Genomic DNA, 22,840 nt, shown 5'->3' on the forward strand with positions numbered 1-22,840 from the left:
CTCCAAGCATCGCGGGCAGGCCGCACCGACTGCTCAGCTCAACGGGAAGCCCTTGAGGTCCTTGGGTAGCGGCGGGGCGTAGGTGCGGGACTTGGATGTGGTGAGTCCCAGGCGCACGAGCGACTGCGCAATGGTCACCGCGGCGGCCACTCCGTCCACCACGGGAACACCACACTGTTCACGCACAGCGGCTTCAAGTGCTGCCATGCCGCCGCAGCCGAGCACGATCACTTCCGCGCGGTCCTCGTCGATGGCCAGTTGTGCCTCGGCCACGATCGACTGGATCGCAGCATTCTCATCCGCCTCCAATTCCAGCACCGATGTAGTGGACGCCCGCACGGACGCGCAGCGGTCCAAGAGCCCCGCCAGCTGCAGCCGATCCTCGATGAGGGGAACCGTGCGGTCCAGGGTGGTCACCACCGAATAGCTGCGCCCCACGAACGTGGCCATGGAGGCAGCGGCCTCGGTGATGTCCACGACCGGCTGCTCCAACAGTTCCTGCAAGCCTTCGCGGCCGTGTTCGCCGAATCCGGCCTGGATCACGGCGTCGAAGGGCTGGTCGTAGCTGAGCACGGCGTCCATCACGCCCACCGCGGCCAGGTAGGACTCCATGTTGCCTTCACACGAAGGCGCCCCGAAACGCGGGGTCAGTCCCACGATGTCGACGCCGGGCTCGGCCACTTTTCGCGCCGACTCCGCAATCGATTCCGTCATGGACTCCGTGGTGTTCACGTTGACCGTCAAAATGCGCATCGTCTAACTCCTTGAAACGTGAGTGATTCTCGATCGGTGCCCGGCGGGCGGCCGTACTAGAGACGGACCGCCCACCGGGCAGGACATGCGGTGGGCGGGGGCCGCCGGTCTAGCCGAACGGCCCCGCCAGGCAGGTCAGTGGGTGGTGGCCACGGCGATGGCTTCACCGTGCTGGTCCGTGTATTCCACGCGCTTCTTGGCGGTGATCAAGTAGCAGATCGCACCCAGGCCAGCGCCGATGAACCACGAGAACTCACTCGCACCAGCGAAGAACGGAAGCAAAGCCACGGCCAATGACGCCAGTGATGAGGGGATGAACGCCGCAATCGCTCGTGGATTCACACCCTTGCGGTAGTAGTACGCGCCGTCATTGGTGTCGATGTAGAGCTGCGGAACGTTGACCTTGGAGCGGCGGATGATCCAGTAGTCGACCATGATGATGCCGAACAGCGGGCCTAGCAGGGCACCCAGTCCACCCAGGAAGTACACGATCACCACGGGTGAGTTGTAAAGGTTCCAGGGCAGGATGATCAGGCCGATCACAGCGGAGACGATCGCAGCCTTCTGAAAGTTCAACGCCTTGGGGAACATGTTGGTCAGCGCGTAGGTGGGTGCCACGAAGTTGGCCATCAGGTTCACCGCGACCGTGAGAATCAGCAGCGCCAGGGAGGCCAGCACGATCAACGGCACGGAGGGAATCGTCTGAACGATATCCGCCGGTGCCGTGATGATGGTTCCGTCCAACTTCAGCTGCGCACCGGCCAGGGACACCACGATCAGGCCGAACAAGAGCATGTTGATGGGGATGCCCCAGAAGTTGCCCTTCACGATCGCGCCCCTGCTGGTGGCCGAACGCGTGAAGTCACAGAAGTTCAGCACGAACGTTCCGTAGATGGACACCCACAGTGCACCGCCGCCCAGGATGTGAACCCACATCTCCCAGCCGGTCAACGGGTTCTCGGTGGCCCACGCAATGGAGAAGTCCACGCGCCACAGCATCCACACGGCCAACGCCACAAAGGTGACCAGGATGATCGGACCGGCCATGGCCTCGTACCGGCGAATCATCTCCATGCCGTAGCAAACGATGATCACCTGAATGATCCACAAAGCCACAAAGCTGATCCACCCCAGAGTGGAGAGCCCCAGGACGTCGTTGGAGTCCAACGGCGCCAGCCCCGGCCACAGGGCAATGAGCATCACGCGTAGCACCACCGAGGCCAGGTAGGTCTGAATGCCGAACCAGGCAATGGTAACAATTCCGCGCACCGCGGCCGGCAACTGCGCGCCGTGCACACCGAAGGAGATGCGGCTCATCACCGGATACGGAACACCGGTCTTGTAACCCATGAATCCGGACAGGCACAGCAGGAAGAACAACAGCAGCGCGCCAACACCCAAAGCCGTGAGCACCTGCCACGCCCCGAGTCCGAGTGCGAAGAGCCCGATGGCGAATGAGTAGTTGCCCAACGAGTGCACATCGTTGGCCCACAACGTGAAGATGCTGTACGCGTTCCACGTGCGACCTTCCCTGCGCGTGGGGGCCAGATCCACGTTGTAGAGCCGGTCGCTGGTGATGGGCGGCGGTTCGGTCTGAACCGTGCCGGGCGAATATACGTGGTCGAATTCCGGGCGTCCGGCAGCACGTTCGCGTGACAGAGCGGTCTCGTCAGTGGCCATATCCCCTCCTTAGGTGATGAGTCGTTCTCCGGACGCGGCCCTGATGATCTGGCCCGATATGTGGTCCACCGGTGGGCGGGAGACACAGACAGAAACATCTCACACCAAAGGTTGACGTAGGTCACATTCTAACCTAACGTTTTCACCAGATAGAACTTAACTTCCACAATCCGAAAGATAGGCACCCGCGATGGGCCGCCACACAGGAGGAAAACCGTGAGCTACACCGTCAACTCTTCGATCTTGCTGACCGACCTGCCGATCAACGACCGCCCGCAGGCCGTGACCTCCGCAGGTTTCACGCGCGCCGAGTTCTGGTGGCCGTTCCCCACGCCCACCCCCACGGATGCAGAGATCCAGGACTTCGTGGACGCGCTCAAGAACGCGGGCGTCCAGCTGACCGGTTTGAACTTCTACGCCGGTGACATGCCCGGCGGCGAGCGCGGTGTGCTCTCCCAGCCCGCGCGTTCGGAAGAGTTCCAGGCCAATATCGACGCCGTGGTGAAGATCGCCCAGGCCACCGGCTGCAAGGCGTTCAACGCGCTCTACGGCAACCGTCTGGACGATGAGGACGCCGCTGAACAAGACCGGATCGGCGTCGAAAACCTGCAGCGCGCCGCGGATGCCGTGGCTCCCCTGGGCGGTGTCGTGCTGCTCGAGCCCGTTTCCGGCACCGAGGCCTACCCGCTCAAGACCGCTGCGGACGCCCTGGCCATCATCGAGAAGGTGGGCCGCGACAACGTCAAGCTGCTGGCCGACTTCTACCACCTGGCTGTCAACGGTGATGACGTGGAGAAGGTCATCGAGGAGCACGCCGCGAACTTCGGCCACATCCAGATCGCCGACAACCCCGGCCGCAACGAGCCCGGCACCGGTGAGCTGCCGCTCGAGAAGTGGATCGACCGCTCCCGTGAACTCGGTTACGACGGCGTGATCGGCCTGGAGTACAAGGCTTCGCAGGAGGATCCCTTCGCGTGGCTGCCCCGCGAGAAGCGCGCCTGATCCGGCCGCCTCGCCCCTGAGAACAACGAACCACAGAACACCAGTTACACGCGCGGATCACCGCAGAACTTCTAAGGAGAACATCATGACCAAGGTTGCAGTTATCGGATTGGGCATCATGGGCCTTCCCATGGCCAAGAACCTCGTCACCGCCGGCCACGAGGTGACCGGTTACAACCGCTCCCCCGAAAAGGCACAGGACCTCGCCCAGGCCGGCGGCACCGCTGCCGGCTCCGTGGCCGAGGCGGTCAAGGACGCCGAGGTCATCATCACCATGGTTCCGGACTCCCCGGACGTCCAGGACGTGGTCGAGGGTGAGGACGGCGTATTCGCCAATGCATCGAAGGGCGCCCTGTGGATCGATGCGTCCACCATCCGCCCGGACGTGGCCGTGACCCTGGCCGACTCCGCCCGCAAGGCCGGCATCCGCCCGTTGGACGCCCCGGTCTCCGGCGGCGAGCAAGGCGCAATCGACGCAGCCCTGTCCATCATGGTCGGCGGCGAGGCCACTGATTTCGAGGCCGCCCAGGAAGTCCTCAACGGCGTGGGCAAGACCATCGTGCACGTGGGCCCCTCCGGCTCCGGCCAGACGGTCAAGGCCGCCAACCAGCTCATCGTGGCCGGCAACATCCAGTTGCTCTCCGAGTCGGTCGTGTTCCTCGAGGCCTACGGCGTTGATACGGACGCTGCTTTGAAGGTCCTCGGTGGCGGCCTGGCCGGCTCCAAGGTTCTCGATCAAAAGGGACAGAAGATGCTCGATCGCAACTTCGATCCCGGTTTCCGCCTGGCCCTGCACAACAAGGACATGGGCATCGTCACCGCCGCCGCACGCGAGGCCGGCGTCACCATCCCGTTGGGCGCGGTCGTCGCCCAGCTGGTCTCCGCCTTGGTCGCCCGCGGCGACGGCGGCCTGGACCACTCGGGTCTGTTCAAGCTCGCCAATGAACTGTCCGGCGGCGACAAGAAGTAACTTCCCCGGCCCACGCGGGCACGGCGGTCTGAGACAAGATTTCAAGGAGAACATCATGACCAAGATGCGTACGGTGGACGCCATTGTCGCCATCCTCAAGAAGGAAGGCGCAACCGAGGCGTTCGGTTTGCCCGGTGCGGCCATCAACCCGTTCTACTCAGCCATGCGTAATGACGGCGGTATCCGCCACACGCTGGCCCGTCACGTCGAGGGTGCCTCGCACATGGCTGACGGCTACACCCGTGCCGCTCCCGGCAACATCGGCATCTGCGTGGGCACTTCGGGCCCCGCAGGCACCGACATGATCACCGGCCTCTACGCCGCGATCGCTGACTCCGTGCCGATCCTGTGCATCACCGGTCAGGCACCGGTGGCCAAGCTGCACAAGGAAGATTTCCAGGCCGTTGACATCGCCTCGATCGCCAAGCCGGTGACCAAGATGGCCGTGACCGTGCTGGAGCCGGGTCAGATTCCGGGCACCTTTGCCCGAGCGTTCCACGAGATGCGCACGGGCCGCCCCGGCCCGGTGCTGATTGATCTGCCCTTGGACGTGCAGTTGGCCGAGATCGAGTTCGACATCGACCTCTACGAGCCCCTGCCCGTGGCCAAGCCCGCAGCCACCCGTGCCCAGGCAGAGCGTGCCCTGGACATGCTGTTCGCTTCGGAGCACCCGGTGATCGTGGCCGGTGGTGGCGTGATCAACGCCAACGCATCCGAGAAGCTGGTCGAGCTGGCCGAGGTGCTGGACGTTCCCGTGATCCCCACCCTGATGGGCTGGGGCGCCATTCCGGATGATCACCCGTTGATGGCCGGCATGGTGGGTCTGCAGACTTCGCACCGTTACGGCAACGAGTCGTTCCTGGCCTCGGACTTCGTCCTGGGCATCGGCAACCGCTGGGCCAACCGCCACACCGGTTCCCTCGACAAGTACACCGAGGGCCGCACGTTCGTGCACATCGACATCGAGCCCACCCAGATCGGTCGCGTGTTCTCGCCTGACCTGGGCATCGTGTCCGACGCCGACGCCGCCCTGAGCGTCCTCCTCGAGGTGGCCAAGGAGCGTAAGGAAAAGTTCTCCGTCCCCGATTACGGCGTGTGGGCCAAGGAATGCATCCAGCGCAAGGGTCAGCTGCAGCGCAAGACGCACTTCACCGAGGTACCGATCAAGCCGCAGCGTGTGTACGAGGAGATGAACTCGGCCTTCGGTCAGGACGTCACCTTCGTGTCCACGATCGGTCTGTCGCAGATCGCCGGCGGTCAGTTCCTGCACGTGTACGGTCCACGCAAGTGGATCAACGCGGGTCAGGCCGGCCCCCTGGGTTGGACCGGCCCCGCGGCCCTGGGCGTGGTGCGCGGCAAGCCCGGTGAGACCGTGGTGGCACTGTCCGGTGACTACGACTTCCAGTTCATGATCGAGGAATTGGCCGTGGGCGCGCAGTTCAACCTGCCCTACATCCACGTGGTCGTGAACAACTCCTACCTGGGCCTGATCCGTCAGTCCCAGCGCGGATTCAAGATGGAACAGAACGTGTCGTTGGCCTTCGACAACATCAACTCCCCGGAGACCCAGGGATACGGTGTGGACCACATCAAGGTGGTCGAGGGCCTGGGCTGCAAGGCTGTTCGCGTGACCGATCCGGACAAGCTGCAGGATGCGTTCTCCGAGGCCAACTCGTTGGCTCAGGAGCACCAGGTTCCCGTGGTGGTGGAGGTCATCCTGGAGAAGGTCACCAACATCTCCATGGGCACCGAGTTGGACAACGTGGTGGAGTTCGAGGAGCTGGCGGCCCGCGGCGTGGACGCACCCACCGCCATCGCCCTGCTCGACTAATCACGGACTGTTCTACTTCAGTCCGATACACCGCGGGCCGCTCACGGATTCCGTGTGCGGCCCGCGGTTCATCTCTAGATTTTCGGGAGGTTCTCGTGCGCATTGTGGTGGCACCAGACAAGTTCAAAGGCTCGGTGAGTGCCGAGGAGGCGGCCGAGCACATCGCCGCCGGGATCCGCGAGGCCCAGCCCGACGCCCAGGTCACGATCCTGCCCGTGGCCGACGGCGGTGAGGGCACGTTGGATGCAGCGGTCACCGCCGGTTACACGCGCCACGACCTCACGGTCACCGGCCCCATCGGCGAACCAGTGGCCGCAGCCTGGGCTCGCCTCAACGACACCGCTGTGGTCGAGATGTCCCTGCCCTCCGGGTTGGCAGCACTCCCCCACGACGAGAACGGCGAACCAATCCTTGCCGCTCGCGAAGCCACCAGCCGCGGCACCGGCGAGTTGATTGCCGCCGCTCTGGACGCCGGCTGCACCCAGATCATTCTGGGCGTGGGCGGTAGCGCCAACACGGACGGCGGGGCAGGCATGCTGGCCGGTCTGGGCGCCCGTCTCTTGGACGACCGGGGCAACGAGATTCCCGACGGCGGCGCCGCCCTCGCGCAGTTGGCCTCCGTGGACGTCTCCGGCCTGCACCCCGGCATTTCCTCCGCGCAGTTCGTCCTGGCCGCGGACGTGGACAATCCGCTCACCGGCGAGCGCGGTGCCGCGGCGGTCTTCGGTCCCCAGAAGGGCGCTTCCGAGCAGGACGTGTCCGAGCTCGACGCCGCCCTGGGAACCTTCCGCGACGTCCTCGCCGAGGCCTTGGGTGCCTCGGCACGCTCAGCAGCCGAGGCCCCGGGGGCGGGTGCCGCCGGTGGCGTCGGCTATGCCGCGCTGGCCGTCTTGAATGCGACGCGGAGGCCCGGGATCGACGTCGTCCTCGACCTGGTCAACCTGGACGACGCCGTGACCGGCGCGGACCTGCTGATCACCGGCGAAGGCAGCCTGGACGAACAATCCCTGGGCGGCAAGACCCCGGTGGGCGTGCTCAAGGTCGGCCAGGCCCACGGCGTACCCGTGATTGCCGTGTGCGGCCGCACCACCCTGGACCGCGAGACGCTGGAAGCCACCGGTTTCCGCGCCACTCACGCGCTCTCCGACCTCGCCCCGGACGCCCAAACATCCATGCGTGAAGCACCCCGGTTACTCCGTGAGGTGGGACACACGGTAGCTTCAGAACTAGCCCAGACCTCGAACGGCTGAGCGGCCCGCGCCGCCACCGTTCCAACGCACCTCCGAAAGGAACTCCCCGTCATGAACGCAACCCCTCAACAGGGCAATAAAGACTCCGGTAAGAACTCCGGCAACGCCAAGAACAACCAGCCCGCTGAGGACAAGAACCAGCGCACCACGGACCCGCAGGTCAACGAGGAACGCGCAACGGACAGTGTGAAGGCCAAGGTGGCCGAGGCGGCGTCGAACCCCGAGGTCAACGAATCCCCGCAGGACGTGGCCCAGGAGAACTCGCAGCTGGCCGTGACCGAGGACCGCCGCGAAGAGGTCGAGTCCGCTCGCGCCGAGCAGATCAAGCTCGCCAACGAGGTCAACAGTGCCGAGCGCGTGCGCGAACTGATCCGCGCGTACAAGTCGGAGAACAAGCTCAAGGAATCTGACGAGCCCACCGAGGCTCGCATCACTGGTCAGCACGCAGGGAAGTTCGACCTGGTGGTGCGCGGCAAGCAGGTTTCGTGCGGCGATCATTTCTCCCCGCGTGAGATCGGCGTCAAGGACGGCAAGATCGTGGCGATCGAACCACTCGGTGCGAACCTCGAGGGCGCCAAGGTTGTGGAGCTGGCAGATGACGAGACCCTGATCCCCGGCCTCGTGGACACCCACGTGCACGTCAACGAGCCCGGCCGCACCGAATGGGAGGGCTTCGGCTCAGCAACCCGCGCAGCGGCAGCCGGTGGCGTTACCACCATCGTGGACATGCCGCTGAACTCCGTTCCCGCCACCGTGAACGTTGCCGCGCTGGAGTACAAGCGACTGTTCGCCCAGCAGAACGCCTTTGTGGACGTCGGATTCTGGGGCGGTGCGATCCCCGGCAACAAGAAGGACCTGCGCCCCCTCCACGACGACGGCGTGTTCGGCTTCAAGTGCTTCCTGCTCCACTCCGGCGTGGACGAGTTCCCGCACCTGGAAGCGGACGAAATGGAAGAGGCGCTGGCCGAGGTCAAGACCTTCGACTCGCTACTGATCGTGCACGCTGAGGACTCGCGCACCATCGACAAGGCCCCGCAGCCCAACGGTGACGTGTACGAACACTTCCTCAAGTCCCGTCCGCGCGGTGCCGAAAACATCGCGATCGCCGAGGTCATCGAGCGCACCCGCTGGACCGAGGCGCGCTCGCACGTCCTGCACCTGTCTTCCTCGGATGCGCTGCCCATGATCGCCTCCGCCAAGCGCGACGGTCTGGACATCACCGTGGAGACCTGCCCGCACTACCTGACCCTGCTCTCCGAGGAGATCCCCAACGGTGCCACCGCGTTCAAGTGCTGCCCGCCGGTGCGCGAGGTCTCCAACCGGGAGAAGCTGTGGGAGGGCTTGCTGGACGGGACCATTGACTTCATCGTCTCGGACCACTCGCCGTCGACCCTGGACCTGAAGGACCTGGGCAACGGTGACTTCGGCGTGGCATGGGGCGGCGTCTCATCACTGCAGTTGGGCTTGTCACTGATCTGGACCGAAGCACGACGCCGCGGTGTTGGCCTGGACAGGGTCCTGCAGTGGATGTCCACGCGCCCGGCCGAGCGCGTTGGCCTGCGCTCCAAGGGTCGCCTGTCCCTGGGCTACGACGCCGATATGGCCGTCTTCGCACAGGACGAGAGCTTCGTGGTGGACGCCAAGTCCCTTAACCACAAGAACCCCATCACCCCGTATCAGGGCAAGGTGCTCTCCGGTAAGGTCCGCAAGACCTTTGTGGGCGGCAAGGAAGTCGACTACAAGAAGCCCTCGGGTCGCCTGCTCAACCGCGGCCAGGTGTGATTCACACGCGTTAGTGGCCCGTTGGTCGCTCGTTAGTGGCTTGCCCGGGTTTCACGGTTCATACTGTGAAGCCCGGGCACACTATTGATATTTTCCACGTATGACCCGTCCGGCAGGTTTGGACACGGGAAGGAACGGTTCCGCAGTTAGGAGCGCGCCATGACTGATTTGATCGATACCACCGAGATGTACCTGCGCACCGTGCTGGAGCTCGAAGAGGAGGGCATCCCTGCCCTGCGCGCTCGCATTGTGGAGCGCCTGGGCCACACCGGCCCCACCGTGTCCGAAACCGTTCAGCGACTGTGTCGCAAGGGGCTCACGGAGCTCTCCGAGGGAGACATTCGGACCCGCACCGTGTCCCTGACCGCGGAGGGTCGCGAACAGGCCACATCCGTGATGCGCAAGCACCGGCTGGCCGAGCGCTTGTTGTCTGATGTCATCGGTCTGGAACTGCCCTACGTGCACGAAGAAGCCTGCCGCTGGGAACACGTGATGAGCGACCGCGTGGAAGTCCTGCTCGAGAAGCTGCTGGCCTCCCCCACGACATCCCCCTACGGCACCCCGATCCACGGGGCATTCACGCAGAACCCGGAAGGTGTCTCGTTACTGGATGCGGTGGCACAGGCCAGCGCTACTTCTGATACTGCCGGGTCGGGTACTGCCGGGGCTGATTCGGTTCAGCCCGGGGACCCGGGTGCCGGTGCCGGGGCATCCCGCCCCAACGGCGAGCGCCAGTACACCTTGGAGCTGATCCCGGAGTCGGTACAAACCCATGCGGACGTGCTGCGTTCCCTCTACGACGCCGGGTTGATGCCGGGCGCCACCGTGGTCATCAGTGGCTCAGCTCCCGCTGACACGGATGCCCACTCGGCTCACCCCGGCCCCGTGACCCTGCGCTGCTCGGACCGCTCAGAGTCCGTAGAACTACCCGCCGAGCTGGCGGCGTCGATCTTGGTGTCCTGACCGACATAGGGGCAGGGGCCGACACGACAGCAAGCTTGTCTAGCCGACCGGGTGTCCGTCATGTATCCGTGGCGCAGCCTGATAGCCCGGCCTATCCACTCTGGTGTAAGGAACCTGCAGCACGGGAGTCTCATGTGATGAGAATGCGGAAAACGTGCCCACTTCTTACCTTTCCCTCCCCTGAGACTTCGCTCCTGCTTTTCCCTCACATGAGGCTCCCCGGCCGGCCATCCTGCCCCGCCTCATCCGGTCCGATGTGCCATGACCCGCAACACCCCAACTGCGCGTCAATGTCTCACGCACGCTATTGATCGCGTGACCACCCCGCCTTTCGCACAGATCGCTTGATTGTTGACAATAAGCGGATTTCCTTCAATCATGAACCATGAGCACATGGGACGTGTCTGAGGGTCATCCCTCCCCCGATCCGGCCCCCGCAACGGAGGCCGTGCCCGACCCTGCGGATGTCCGCTCGCCGCTTTTCACGGCCCTGGAGTACGAGCAACGGTTGAGATGCGTCCGCGAGAAGATGGCTCAGCAGGGGTTGTCCGCGCTGATCGTGACGGATCCGGCCAATCTCTTCTACCTGACCGGCTACGACGCCTGGTCGTTCTACGTTCCGCAGATGCTGTTCATCCCCGCCGAGGGAGACATCCTGCTGTTCCTGCGCGAAATGGATGCCCAGGGAGCCTTCCGCACTTCGTGGCTGCCTCCGCATCAAATCATCGGCTACCCGGAACGCTACGTTCAGCGCCCGCACCTGCACCCCTTCGACTGGGTGGCCTTCGCCCTACGACGGCGCGGTCAGGTCGCCCCGGCCGCCCACGGGTGCGTGGGATTGGAAATGGATGCGCACTTCTTCTCGCCCAAGGGCTATCGCTCCTTGATCAACGCCCTCCCCGAATGGCTCCTGGTCGACTGCTTCGAACTGGTCAACTGGGTGCGCTCCGTGAAGTCGGAGGCCGAGATTTACTACATGCGTCTCGCAGCGAGGGTAACCACCGCGGCCATGCAAGCGGCGATCGATGCCATCGAACCCGGTGTCCCCCAGAACAAAGTGGCCGCCCGAATCGCCGCGGCGCAGGCTGAGGGCGACGACGACGCCTGGGGTGACTTCCCGGCGATCGTCCCCATGATGCCCACCGGCGCCTCCGCAGACACACCTCACTTGACGTGGTCGGACAGGATCTTGAAATCCGGCGACGCCGTGGTGGTCGAGTTGAGCGGCGTCCATCGGCGCTACCACGTACCCCTGGCCCGCACCGTGACCCTGGGCGAACCCAGTGCGGAGATGCTCCGGCTGGAAGAAGCAGTGGCCGCAGGTTTGCAGGCCGTCTTGGACGCGATCGCCCCGGGGGTGCCCGTCCGCGAACTGGCCAGTGCCTGGAACTGGAAACTGGCCGCCTACGGGCTCGAGAAACACAGTCGTCTGGGCTACTCCGTGGGCATCGGTTACCCGCCCGACTGGGGCGAACGGACCATCAGCATTCGCTCCGAGGACGAGACCGTCCTCGCGGAAAACATGACCTTCCACCTCATCTGCGGCATGTGGATGACGGGGTACGGCTACGAAGTTTCGGAGACCATCCGAGTGACCAGCACGGGGGTGGAAACGTTCACATCCTTCCCCCGCCAGATCATCAGGAAGTGAGCTCATGACCAGCGCCACGCCACACATCACCACCGTCCGTTCCTTGGACCCCAACCCCACCGCGGGTATCTCCGGCCCGGCCGACGAGGGCTTGTTCCCCCTGGCCTCCCGCGCCGACGGACTCGTGGGGTCTGTGATTGATTCCTCCACGTCCTTGCTCGCGGCACAGACCCACGACATCGTGCGCTTTGCGATGGGCGCGCCCGCCGCGGAAGTGATTCCCACAGAAGAGTTCCGGCAGATCGCTGGCGAGGTACTCACGGACGCGAGCTTCACCTACGGTGCCACCGAGGGAGAACCGGATCTGATCACCACGGTCACCGAGCAGTTCTCGAGTGGGTCCACCGACCCCGAGCGCATCGTGATCACCTCCGGTGGCATGCAGGGACTGGACCTGGCGTTCAAACTGTTCACGGATCCCGGTGACCTGGTGGTCGTGGAGAGCCCCACCTACACCAACGGCTCCGGCACCGCTCTGAGCTACGGCGCGGACGTCCTGGAAGTCCCCGTGGACGACAACGGCATGGACATCGACGCGCTCGAGACCCTGGTCGCGGAGACCGGCCGCACGCCCCGCATGATCTACACGATTCCCAACTTCCAGAACCCGTCCGGCACCACTCTGAGCGAGGACCGGCGACGCCGCTTGCTCGACCTCGCGCACCGATGGGGCGCCATGATTCTCGACGACGATCCGTACGGAGCCCTTCGCTTTTCAGGAGACCCGGTGCCCGGCTTCCGAGAGATCAACCCGGATGACCCCTTGGTCTTCTCGGTGCGGACCTTCTCCAAGATCCTGGCCCCGGGCCTGCGCGTGGGCTGGATCAACGCGGATCCCCGCCTGCGCAATTTGCTGATCGCCGGCAAGCAGGCCATGGACACGTGCGCCAATGTCCCGGCCCAGCACATCATCAACGCCTACATCGCGCGCGGCGGCTACGGCGAGCACCTGGCCGGGCTGCGCACCGAGTACAAGCGGCGCAAGGAAGCCATGGACGCATCCATCGCCAGGCACCTGGGCGATCGCGTGCGCACCACCGATCCCGACGGCGGCTTCTTCCTGTGGGTCACTCTCCAGGGCGACGACGCTCGGGTGTCTTCCTCGCGCTTGTTCGAGATTGCGCTGGCCGAGGGCGTTGCGTTCATCCCCGGTCCCGCGCTCTCGCCTTCGGGACAGTTCGAGGACGCGTTCCGCTTGTGCTTCGCCTCGAGCACCCCGGAACGCACGGAAGAAGGCTTGCAACGACTCGCTCGAGCCCTCGACATCGCCCGCCAGGAGGTCGACGGGTAAACCTGCCCCGACCGCTCACAGGCAAACCGCCGCCGTGACCGGAGCCGAGCGCGCACAGAATCAGGGATCCACGAGACTACGAATCGACGCGGCCCCGGATAGGCACCACATATGAACGGAGATCCTCATGACCAGTGACGATGTTCAGTGCACCCCGCAGGAACGGGCCGTGCTCGATCTCATCGACCCCGATGAGCTGATCGCGCTCACGTGCACCCTGGTGAACACCGCCGGTGAGAATCCCGGGGGCAGTGAGGAACCGACCGCCCAAGCCTTGGAGCGCGCAGCCGAGGAGCGAGGGTTACTGGCCCGCAGCGACGTCGTCGCCCCTGGGCGACCCAATGTGGACGTGGACCTGCCCGTGGGCGGCCCCGTAGCAGATGGGCCAGGGTTGTTGTTCCTGGGCCACTCCGATGTGGTGCCCGCCGGACCCGGGTGGACTCGGCAGCCCTACAACGCGGAGGTCGAGGGCGATCGGCTGTACGGCCGCGGCGCCACGGACATGAAGGGTGGATTGGCTGCGGTACTCGTCGCGATGGACGCGCTGCGCCGTTCGGGTGCGGAGCTCTCCGGGCCGGTGCGGTTGTCGTCCACCGTGGATGAGGAGGATCTGGGCCTCGGAATCCGTCACCTCACCGCGCGCGGGCTGGGCCGTGAATTCCGCGGCTGCATCGTGGCCGAACCGACCGATCTGCAGACCGTGATTGCGTGCCGTGGGGATTCCTACCTCAAGGTCGAGATCACCGGCGTCCCCGCCCATTCGGGGCGTCCCGCCGATGGACGCAACGCGATCGACGCCGCCGCGGCTCTCCTCACGCTGATCAAGCAGGACCACGAGAAACACATCCGCGAGCTGGATCCATTACTGGGATCCCCCACGTGGAACGTGGGCAAGATCGAGGGTGGCCGAGCTACGTCCATGGTGGCGCCGTCGTGCCACGTGTGGCTGGACCGACGGCTCATGCCGGGCGAGGACCCGGAGCAGATCGTCTCCCAACTCCGCACCGCCGTGGACCAGGCCGGAATCACCGGCGACGGGATTTCCATGGACATCGAGATCACCATGTCCATGCCGGGCTTCCGCACCGACCGCGATCATGTGCTGGTCAGCACCGTGCACGGAGCGGTCGCGGACGTGGGCGGAGCGGCGTCGATCGGCGGCTGGACGGCCGCGTGCGACGGCGGATTCATCGCCCGCGACCACGGAGTACCCACGGTGGTCATGGGCCCGGGCGGACTCAACGACCAGGCCCACCAGGTGGATGAGTCCGTGAGCGTTCGCGAGTTAACGCAAGCGGCCAGGGCATACACCCTGGCCGCGTTGCGATTGCTGTCGCGCTGATGTCTCCGCGAGAGCGCTTACCTGTTGACCACGGGCATCTTGCCCGTCTCCGGGATCTCCGTACCGCGCAGTGACGCGCCCACGGTCTCCTTCATGAACTTGGCGGCGATCAAACCGATGACACACGCACCCATCATGTAGAACGCGGGGATCAGCGGGTTGCCGGTGGACTCGATCAGTGCCTCGTTGACCAGCGGTGCGGTGCCGCCGAAGATCGCGGTGGACACGTTGTAGGTGATCGCGAAGCCGGCGTAGCGGACCTGCGTGGGGAACATCGCCGGGAAGGTGGCCGAGATGCAGGCCAGCTGCGGGATGTAGAGCAGACCCAGCACCGCGAAGCCCAGCAGCGCCCACCAGAAGCCGTTGGCCATGAGCATATACATGGGGATCGACATCACGATCAGGCCGATGAGCGAGAAGTACCACATGGGTTTACGGCCGAACTTGTCGGACAGCGTTCCGGCGAACGGAATCACGAGCATCATGGCGAACTGCGCGATGAACATGATGGTCAGCACCGTCTGTGCGGACATCTCCGTCTGCCCCTCCAGGTAGGTGGGCATGTAGCTGAGCAGGGTGTAGTTGACCACGTTCACGGACACGACCAGTCCGGCCATGATCAGCATGGGCTGCCAGTAGGTGGTGATGAGTTCCTTGAGGGCCATGCCCGCGGATTCCTCCGAGTGACCGGCCTCTTCCAGTTCCAGGAACACGGGCGAGTCGGCCAGCTTGGACCGCAGGTACAGACCGATCAGACCCATGGGTCCAGCCAGCAGGAACGGAATGCGCCAGCCCCACTCCATCATGGCCTCGTTGCCGAGGATGACCTCGCCCATCAGCACGATCAGCGAACCAAGGGCGAAGCCACCCAGGGTGCCGAACTCCAGGAAGCTGCCCAGAAAGCCTCGCTTCTTGTCCGGGGCGTACTCGGCCATGAACGTGGCCGCACCGCCGTACTCACCGCCGGTCGAGAAGCCCTGGATCACACGCAGCAGCACCAACAGGATGGGGGCCGCCAGGCCGATGGTCGCGTGAGTGGGCAGGATGCCGATACAGAACGTGGCACCGGCCATCAGGATGATGGTCAGCGCCAGGATCTTCTTGCGGCCCAACCGGTCACCGAGCGGGCCCCAGAACAAACCACCCAGGGGGCGGACCAGGAAGGACAGGGCGAACGTACTCAGCGCCAGCAGGGTGCCGGCTTCACCCGGGAAGAAGTTCTGGGTGATGTAGACGACCGACACTGCATACACGCCGTAGTCGAACCACTCGGTGGCGTTACCGATCGCAGAGGCAGCCACCGCACGGCGAACCGTCTGGGCGTCCGGTTCCGGGTGGTGGGCGGCTCCGTCTGGAGTATTGGCGCCGCGTGGATCGTGCGGCGGATCAGCCTGGTGTTGCGAATTCATGGAACCCTCCATGGTGAATTCAGCGGGCACCTGATGGCGCACCGGCGCTCTACGGCCGTGACGCAAAAGACGCCCAAACCGTTTGATTGTCGACAATCCTACCCCTAGGCTTATCGGTACGTAAGACGTTGACCTGCAAACCCTTGTGTTTGCCCCGGACCGGAGGCCGCCATGCCCGGCAATCTGCTACGACCCGTGGTGCAAGAAACCACACCGTCACTGATCGCCCGGCAACTGCGACGAGCCATCGGTGACGGCGAACTGGCACCCGGCCAGCAGCTCAATGAAATGGAATTGAGCCGCTCCCTGGGCGTGAGCCGCGGCCCACTGCGCGAAGCCATGCAGCGCCTCACACAAGAAGGTCTCCTGCTCAGCGTGCGTAACCGCGGCGTGTTCGTCATCGAGGTCACCGACGACGACGTTCGCGACCTCTATCTCGCTCGGAACGCCGTGGAGCGCGCGGCCGCCGCGCGGGTCATCGCGGGCGACCCCGAGGCCGGTGCGAATCGACTGCTGGAAAAGGTCGACGAGATGTCCGCGGCCATCGAACGCGGAGACACTGCCGCGTTGACCGAGGCGGACGTCGCGTTCCACGAACTGCTCGTGGAGCTGTCCGAAAGTCCCCGTCTGATTCGCATGCACGACACCCTCATGGTGGAAACGCGCATGTGCATGACCGCGCTCGAAACCCGGTACGTGTCCCACAGTTTCCGCCTGGACGAGCACCGAGAGATCACCGAAGCCATCCGCGCGGCGGACGAGGCCCGAGTGGACCTGTTGCTGCTCGATCACATGCGCGACGCCGTGATGCGCCTGACCACCGAGGATGCCTAGCTCGCAAGCCTCGAGGCGCTCACCATGCACAGGAGCTACACCCCATAATCCACGCATGACCCGACGCTGCCCCGCGGTTTCGGGGCCCAGCGCCCCGGAACCGCAGAGCACCAGCCTCAGGTGCGCGGCGCAGCCACGTACTTGTACTCCAGGAACTCTTCGATACCTACACGGCCACCTTCGCGGCCGAGCCCGGAAGCCTTCACACCGCCGAACGGCGCGGCGGGGTTGGAAACGATGCCCGTGTTGAGCCCGACCATACCGACCTCCAGAGCGTCGCTCACGCGGAAGCTGCGGTCCACGTCCTGTGTGAACAGGTAACCCACGAGTCCCCACGGGGTGTCGTTGGCCATCTCAACCACTTCATCCTCTGAGTCGAAGGGGATCATGGGCGCCACGGGGCCGAAGATCTCCTCGGTCATCAACTGCGATCCCGGGTCCACGCCGGAGAGCACGGTGGGGCTGTAGAAGAACCCGGGGCGATCCGGGCGGGAGCCACCACATTCCACGGTGGCTCCCTTGGCCACGGCGTCGTCCACGAGTTCTTGAACCTTGTCGAGCGCCTTGGCTTCGGCCAGGGGCCCCACGTCGGTGCCGTCCTGAGCGCCGTCGCCCACCGACAACCTGCCCAGTCGCTCCGCGAGCTTTCTGGAGAACTCGTCCATGACCGAACTGTGGACGAACAAGCGGTTGGCCGCGGTGCAGGCCTCACCCATGTTCCGCATCTTGGCGGCCACTGCGCCGTCGACCGCGCGATCCAGGTCAGCGTCCTCGAAGACGATGAACGGCGCGTTACCGCCTAGTTCCATGGAGGAGCGCATCACGTGCTGCGCTGCTTGTTCCAGCAGGCGGACGCCCACATCTGTGGAACCCGTGAAACTGACCTTCCGGGCAATGCCGCTGGCCATCCACGGGCTCACCACCGAGGAGGCCTTCTTGGTGCACACCACGTTGAGCACACCGGCCGGAAGCCCCGCCTCGACCAGAATGTCGACCAGCGCCAGAGAGGACAGCGGCGTAAGGTTCGCGGGTTTGAACACCATGGTGCAGCCGGCGGCGATGGCCGGCCCGATCTTGCGCGTACCCATGGCCAGCGGGAAGTTCCACGGCGTGACCAGCACGCACGGACCCACGGGTTGTTTGGACACCATGATGCGATTCTTGCCGTCCCCGGTCATGGTCTGGTCCCCGCCGATGCGCACGGCTTCTTCGGAGAACCAGCGGAAGAACTCGGCGGCGTAGGCCACTTCTCCCTTGGCCTCGGGCAGCGGCTTACCCATTTCCGTGGTCATGATGAGAGCCAGCTCGTCCTGGCGTTCCATGATCAGGTCGTAGGCGCGGCGCAGGATCTCGCTGCGTTCCCGTGGCGGCGTAGCGGCCCATTCCTTCTGGACCCGTCCTGCGGTTTCAATGGCGCGCTGGGCGTCCTCAGGTCCGCCGTCAGCCACGGTGGCGATGACTTCTTCGGTTGCCGGATTGAGCACGTCAAAGCGAGCCCCGGAGGCGGCCTCACCCCACTGGCCGTTGATGAACGTGCCCGTGTTGACCGTGGCTACCGCGTCCAGGGCCGCCTGCGAGGTGCGGTGTTCGGTGGTGTGTGTGCTCATGGGAGTTCCTTCGTTCGAAGATGGCCAGTCATGTCAGGGCGAGCCCGGTGGTTGTGATTCAGTTGCCCCGGAGCTCGTATACCGAGGCTCACCGTCCGCTGCGGCTCGGCTGAAGGACCCGGGGTCCAGGATTTCGGCGATGTGAGTGCCGCGCGCGCTGGGATCCAGCTGGTTCACCTGCATCGCGCACGAAAACCCGTCCGTGAGCACCGCGGTGTCCGGTGCCGCCGCGCGCAGGGCCGGGGCCAGAGACGTTTCCGCGACCTTCATGCTGACCTCGTAGTGTTCGGCCTCGAAACCGAAGTTGCCGGCCACCCCGCAGCACCCGTTCGCCTCGCTTACCTCAGCCACTCCCGCGGCTGCCAGCGCCTTGCGTTGGGTCGCGGGGCCGAACACCGAGTACTCGTGGCAATGGGTCTGCACGACGGCGCGCTGCGGCAGCGGCCGCGCCGGCTCTGCCAGCCTGTCCTGACCCGCCAGAGAAGTAATGTGCGCCGCGAAACTCGTGACCCTGCGCGACACCCGCTGCGCTTGCTCGGTGTGCACGAGTTCCGGCAGGTCCTTACGCAGGGCCGCCGCGCAACTGGGTTCGATGACCACGATGGGGTGGTCAGTTCCGTCATCCAATACCGACGCCGCGCGATTCAACATCTTCTTGGCGATGCCCAACTGTCCCGTGGAGATCCACGTGAGCCCGCAGCACACGTCCGCCGAGCACTCCACCGACTCCCCCGCGCCCGCCAGAACCCGGGCGGCCGCACCCACCACCTCTGGTCGGAATCCACGGGTGAAGGTGTCCACGAACAGCACGGCGCCACGGGAAGGGTCGCCGCCGGTCGAGGAACTACTCGATGTGGCACTGCTGGGAGAGGTGGTGCCGGACGTCCCACCGTCGGACGTGGAATCCGACAGGCCTCCGGAACCGTCGCGTGGAAGGGTGCGAGCGGCGTCGTTGGTCTCGCGGCGCGACCGCCCGGTGCGAGCGGCATCGTCGACCTCGGTGCGCCACTGCCCAGCACGCGCGAACTTCGGCAGCGCGCGGCGCGTGGTGAGACCCCCGAGCCACGCGGCAGCCTTGCCCAGCGGCGTGGTCAGGACGGCATTGACGAGCGGTGCGATCCTGCCCGCGATCTTGAGCCAGCGCGGCAGCCACCCCAGGGAGTAGTGCGAGCGCGGACGGATCCGGCCCGCGTAGTAATGGTCGAAGAATTCGGACTTGTAGGTGGCCATGTCCACGCCCGCGGGGCAGTCCGTGGCGCAGGCCTTGCAGGAGAGGCACAGCTCGAGGGTCTCGCGCACGTCGTCGGACTTCCACCCTTCGGACACGGTGGCGGCTCCGCGCACCATGTCCTGGAGGACTCTGGCCCGCCCGCGCGTCGAGTCTTTCTCGTCATGGGTCGCGCGGAAGCTCGGGCACATCACGCCGCCGCTGTCCGCGCGGCACCGCCCCACACCAATGCAACCTTGGACCGCGTGCACCCAGGGATCGGGTTGGGCAGCGTGCCCGGACTCGCGGGCGGTTTCCGCCGCGCCCGCGGGTTGCAGATCGAAGCTGGTGTGCCATTCCCGGTCCGGCACACCTTGGAGGGCCAGGTGCGCGTCGATGGGTTCCGGATCCACGATCGATCCTGGGTTCAGCAGCCCCGTGGGGTCCCACGCGCGCCGGAACGCAGCAAAGGCCTCGAGTACCTCGGGCGAATACATGATGGGCAACAACGCGGAGCGGGCGCGGCCGTCGCCGTGTTCCCCGGACAAAGAGCCGCCGTGGCGAACCACCAGGTGGGCGGCATCCCGGGTGAACTTCCGGTATACCTCGCGCCCGGCTTCGGTGCGCAGGTCGAACGTGATGCGAATGTGCATGCACCCCGCACCGAAGTGCCCGTACATCACGCCGTCCAGGTCGTAGTCGCCCATGAGAACGCGCAGGTCAGCAAGGTAGTCGGCGAGTTTCTCCGGGGCCACGGCGGAGTCCTCCCAGCCCGGCCAGGATTCACCGCCCGTGGCGAGTCGGGACGAGAGTCCCGCGCCGTCCTCGCGGACCCGCCACAGGTTGGCACGCTCCTCGGGGTCGGGAACCGCGATGCCCTCCACCAGGCGGCCATTCTCGCTCAGCCGCTCCAACAACTCATCCGCCTGCGCCTTGACGGCTTCCTCCGTGTCGCCGTCCAGATCCACGAACAACCAGGCGTTGCCCTCCGGCAGCGCCCTGACGGAGTCCGGCCCGCGCCGCCAGCGCATGGTTTCGACGATGGCCTTGTCGGTCCCCTCGACGGCCGCGGGCGAGAACTCGAGGATCGTGGTCACGTCGCGAGCGGCGTCTACCACCGTGTCGTAGCCCAGGCACACCAGCAGGGCGCTGGCGGGTTTGGCCACCAATCGCATGCGAGCGCCCACGACCAGCGCGCACGTCCCTTCCGAGCCCACGAGCGCGCGGGCCACATTGAAACCCTTCTCGGGGAGCAGATTCTGCAGGTGGTATCCCGAGACCTGGCGCGGAATCTGGCCGAGCTCCAGCCGGAAGGCGGCCAAGTGCTTGTGGGCAAGCGCGCGCAGTTCACGGCTCAATTCCTCCGCACGCATCACCGATGCCCTGTCGGTCGGGTCCGTGGCGCGCAGCTCGCTCGCGGTGGCCGTCAGCCGTGCCCCGTCCGAAGTCACTACGTCGATCTCGATCGTGTGATCGCTGGTCCGTCCGTACCGCACGGAGTGGTTGCCACACGCGTCGTTGCCGATCGCGCCGCCCACGGTAGCGCGATTCTTGGAGGACGGATCCGGGGCGAAGGTCAGCTTGCCGCCCGTCGCGGCCTCGACCTCGCGGGTCAGATTCGCCAGCACCACACCGGGTTCCACCGCGACGGTTCCGGCCTCCCGGTCCACCTCCAGGATCCGGTCCATGTGGCGGGAAAAATCGACGACGACGCCGCGCCCCACCGCATTGCCCGCCATGGACGTTCCGCCGCCCCGGCTGACAACGGGGGTGCGAGTTGCCGCGCAGGCGCGCACGGTAGCGACCACGTCATCCACGGCGCGCGGAAAGACGACGGCGAGGGGTCGCACACGGTAGTTGGAGGCATCGTAGGCGTACTCGGAGGTGCGGCGCTCGGAGGGGTCGACCTCAATTCCCACTTCGCGAAGTCGGGTGACCACCGGAATTGCTGCGGGCGTCATGGGCGCCCTCAGTTCCCGGCAGCCGAGCCAGCAGACGCCGTGACGGCGGCCAGAGCGGCGTCGAACCGTTCGAGGCCCTGCTCGATCTCGCGTTCGGTGACCACGAGCGCGGGGATCAACCGAACCACGTTGCCCGCGGGCCCACAGGTGAGCGTGAGGAGGTCCTGGTCGGTTGTGGCCTGCTGCACCGCAGCTGCGGTGGCGGCATCCGGTGAGCCGTCCGGGGCGGTGAACTCGATGCCCTGCATCAAGCCCACTCCACGCACGTTGCCGATCACCGGATAGCGGGACTGGATATCCAGAAGCCCGGCGTGGAGCTGGTCGCCGCGGACCCTGGAGTTCTCCACCAGACCCTCGTCCTCCACAACCTGGAGTGTCGCCACACCCGCCGCCGCGGAGACCGCGTTGCCTCCGTAGGTGCCGCCCTGCGAACCGGGCCAGCCCTTGGACATGAGCTCGGTCGAGGCTGCGATGGCGGAGATCGGGAAACCCGAGGCAATGCCCTTGGCCATGACCTGAATATCCGGCAGCGCGGTGGAGTGTTGGTGTCCCCAGTACTTTCCGGTGCGCCCCACGCCGGCCTGCACCTCGTCGAAGATCAGGAGGATGCCGTGGCGGTCGGCTCGTTCGCGCAGTCCCTCGAGGAAGCGCGGGGGCGTGGGGATGTAGCCGCCGTCCCCCAGGGCCGGTTCGATCAGGAACGCCGCGGTGTCATTGGGTGCGGTGCGCGTGGTCAGCAGGTAGTCGAGCTCCTGCAACGCGAAGTCCACGGCGGTCTCCTGATCCCAGCCGTAGCGGTAGGCGTAGGGGAACGCGGACATGTGCACGCCCGACATGAGCGGCGAGAATCCGGCCGAGAACTTGGTTCCGGCGGTCGTCAGGGACGCCGCCGCCACCGTGCGACCGTGGAACCCACCCTGGAACACCACGATGTTGGGGCGGCCCGTGGCCATGCGAGCCAAGCGCACCGCGGCTTCCACAGCCTCCGAGCCGGAGTTGGCGAAGAACAGAGAGTCCAATCCCGCGGGCAGCACCTCACCCAGTTTCTCCGTGAACGCCAACAGCGGCTTGTGCAGCACGGTGGTGTATTGCGCGTGGATCACCTTGCCCACTTGCTCCCGGGCCGCTTCCACCACCTTGGGGTGGCAGTGACCGGTGCTCGTCACCCCGATGCCCGTGGTGAAGTCCAGGTACTCCCGGCCGTCCGTGCCATAGATCCAACTTCCCAGGGCGTGATCGACCACAACGGGAGTTGCCTGCTTCAGGAGAGGACTCAGAGATGTCATGGGTCACATTGTCCCGGCGTA

16 protein-coding genes are annotated in these 22,840 nt (G+C 65.6%); 10 read left to right on the forward strand and 6 right to left on the reverse strand.

All coding sequences use genetic code 11. From position 1 onward, the window contains the following. Positions 1 to 33 precede the first annotated feature (33 nt). Both RF638_RS02000 and RF638_RS02005 read right to left on the reverse strand, forming a co-directional pair. Entirely contained in the window at positions 34 to 753 is a 720-nt protein-coding gene (locus RF638_RS02000; protein ID WP_368841306.1) for an aspartate/glutamate racemase family protein, read from the reverse strand. Between the two features lie 135 nt (positions 754 to 888). Then, positions 889 to 2,433 carry an NCS1 family nucleobase:cation symporter-1 gene (locus RF638_RS02005; RefSeq protein WP_368841307.1) on the reverse strand — a complete coding sequence of 515 codons (1,545 nt, stop codon included), beginning with the start codon at positions 2,431 to 2,433 and terminating at the stop codon, positions 889 to 891. Between the two features lie 216 nt (positions 2,434 to 2,649). On the opposite strand from RF638_RS02005, the gene RF638_RS02010 reads away from it, so the two are divergent. The 9 genes from RF638_RS02010 (at position 2,650) to RF638_RS02050 (ending at position 14,515) form a co-directional block, all read left to right on the forward strand. After that, positions 2,650 to 3,435, forward strand: a complete 786-nt coding sequence (locus RF638_RS02010) for a hydroxypyruvate isomerase family protein (RefSeq protein ID WP_368841308.1) — start codon at positions 2,650 to 2,652, stop codon at positions 3,433 to 3,435. A 16-nt stretch (positions 3,436 to 3,451) separates the two neighbouring features. Next, positions 3,452 to 4,405, forward strand: a complete 954-nt coding sequence (locus RF638_RS02015) for a 2-hydroxy-3-oxopropionate reductase (protein WP_368841415.1) — start codon at positions 3,452 to 3,454, stop codon at positions 4,403 to 4,405. Positions 4,406 to 4,460: 55 nt separating this feature from the next. Continuing rightward, entirely contained in the window at positions 4,461 to 6,236 is a 1,776-nt protein-coding gene (gene gcl / locus RF638_RS02020; RefSeq protein WP_368841309.1) for a glyoxylate carboligase, read from the forward strand. Positions 6,237 to 6,331: 95 nt separating this feature from the next. Next, a complete protein-coding gene (locus tag RF638_RS02025) occupies positions 6,332 to 7,486 on the forward strand; it encodes a glycerate kinase (protein ID WP_344223683.1) in 1,155 nt (384 codons plus the stop codon). 429 nt (positions 7,487 to 7,915) lie between these two features. Continuing rightward, on the forward strand, positions 7,916 to 9,268 hold the full coding sequence (allB, locus tag RF638_RS02030; RefSeq protein WP_344223728.1) for an allantoinase AllB: 1,353 nt from the start codon (positions 7,916 to 7,918) through the stop codon (positions 9,266 to 9,268). Positions 9,269 to 9,427: 159 nt separating this feature from the next. Next, the gene (locus RF638_RS02035; RefSeq protein ID WP_368841310.1) at positions 9,428 to 10,231 is read left to right on the forward strand and encodes a metal-dependent transcriptional regulator; all 804 of its coding nucleotides are present in this window, start codon (positions 9,428 to 9,430) and stop codon (positions 10,229 to 10,231) included. Between the two features lie 385 nt (positions 10,232 to 10,616). Continuing rightward, on the forward strand, positions 10,617 to 11,882 hold the full coding sequence (locus RF638_RS02040; RefSeq protein ID WP_368841311.1) for a M24 family metallopeptidase: 1,266 nt from the start codon (positions 10,617 to 10,619) through the stop codon (positions 11,880 to 11,882). Positions 11,883 to 11,886: 4 nt separating this feature from the next. Further along, a complete protein-coding gene (locus tag RF638_RS02045) occupies positions 11,887 to 13,173 on the forward strand; it encodes a PLP-dependent aminotransferase family protein (RefSeq protein ID WP_368841312.1) in 1,287 nt (428 codons plus the stop codon). 127 nt (positions 13,174 to 13,300) lie between these two features. Continuing rightward, entirely contained in the window at positions 13,301 to 14,515 is a 1,215-nt protein-coding gene (locus RF638_RS02050) for a M20 family metallopeptidase (RefSeq protein WP_368841313.1), read from the forward strand. A 17-nt stretch (positions 14,516 to 14,532) separates the two neighbouring features. Here the strand turns inward: RF638_RS02050 and RF638_RS02055 are convergent, their stop codons facing one another. Next, a complete protein-coding gene (locus tag RF638_RS02055) occupies positions 14,533 to 15,924 on the reverse strand; it encodes an MFS transporter (protein ID WP_031272991.1) in 1,392 nt (463 codons plus the stop codon). 171 nt (positions 15,925 to 16,095) lie between these two features. Here RF638_RS02055 and RF638_RS02060 point away from each other — a divergent pair, with 171 nt between their 5' ends. After that, positions 16,096 to 16,758 (forward strand): GntR family transcriptional regulator, encoded by a 663-nt coding sequence (locus RF638_RS02060; protein ID WP_368841314.1) that lies wholly within the window; start codon positions 16,096 to 16,098, stop codon positions 16,756 to 16,758. 116 nt (positions 16,759 to 16,874) lie between these two features. Here RF638_RS02060 and RF638_RS02065 read toward each other — a convergent pair whose 3' ends face one another. Genes RF638_RS02065 through RF638_RS02075 form a run of 3 tightly spaced genes read right to left on the reverse strand, consistent with a single transcriptional unit; the run spans position 16,875 to position 22,819 of the window. After that, positions 16,875 to 18,365, reverse strand: a complete 1,491-nt coding sequence (locus RF638_RS02065; RefSeq protein ID WP_368841315.1) for an NAD-dependent succinate-semialdehyde dehydrogenase — start codon at positions 18,363 to 18,365, stop codon at positions 16,875 to 16,877. A 33-nt stretch (positions 18,366 to 18,398) separates the two neighbouring features. Further along, positions 18,399 to 21,533, reverse strand: a complete 3,135-nt coding sequence (locus RF638_RS02070) for an FAD-binding and (Fe-S)-binding domain-containing protein (protein ID WP_368841316.1) — start codon at positions 21,531 to 21,533, stop codon at positions 18,399 to 18,401. Positions 21,534 to 21,541: 8 nt separating this feature from the next. Continuing rightward, entirely contained in the window at positions 21,542 to 22,819 is a 1,278-nt protein-coding gene (locus RF638_RS02075) for an aspartate aminotransferase family protein (RefSeq protein ID WP_368841317.1), read from the reverse strand. Between the last annotated feature and the right edge of the window lie 21 nt (positions 22,820 to 22,840).

The organism is Kocuria sp. CPCC 205235 (assembly GCF_040980905.1).
In the GTDB taxonomy this organism is placed as follows: Bacteria; Actinomycetota; Actinomycetes; order Actinomycetales; family Micrococcaceae; genus Kocuria; species Kocuria carniphila.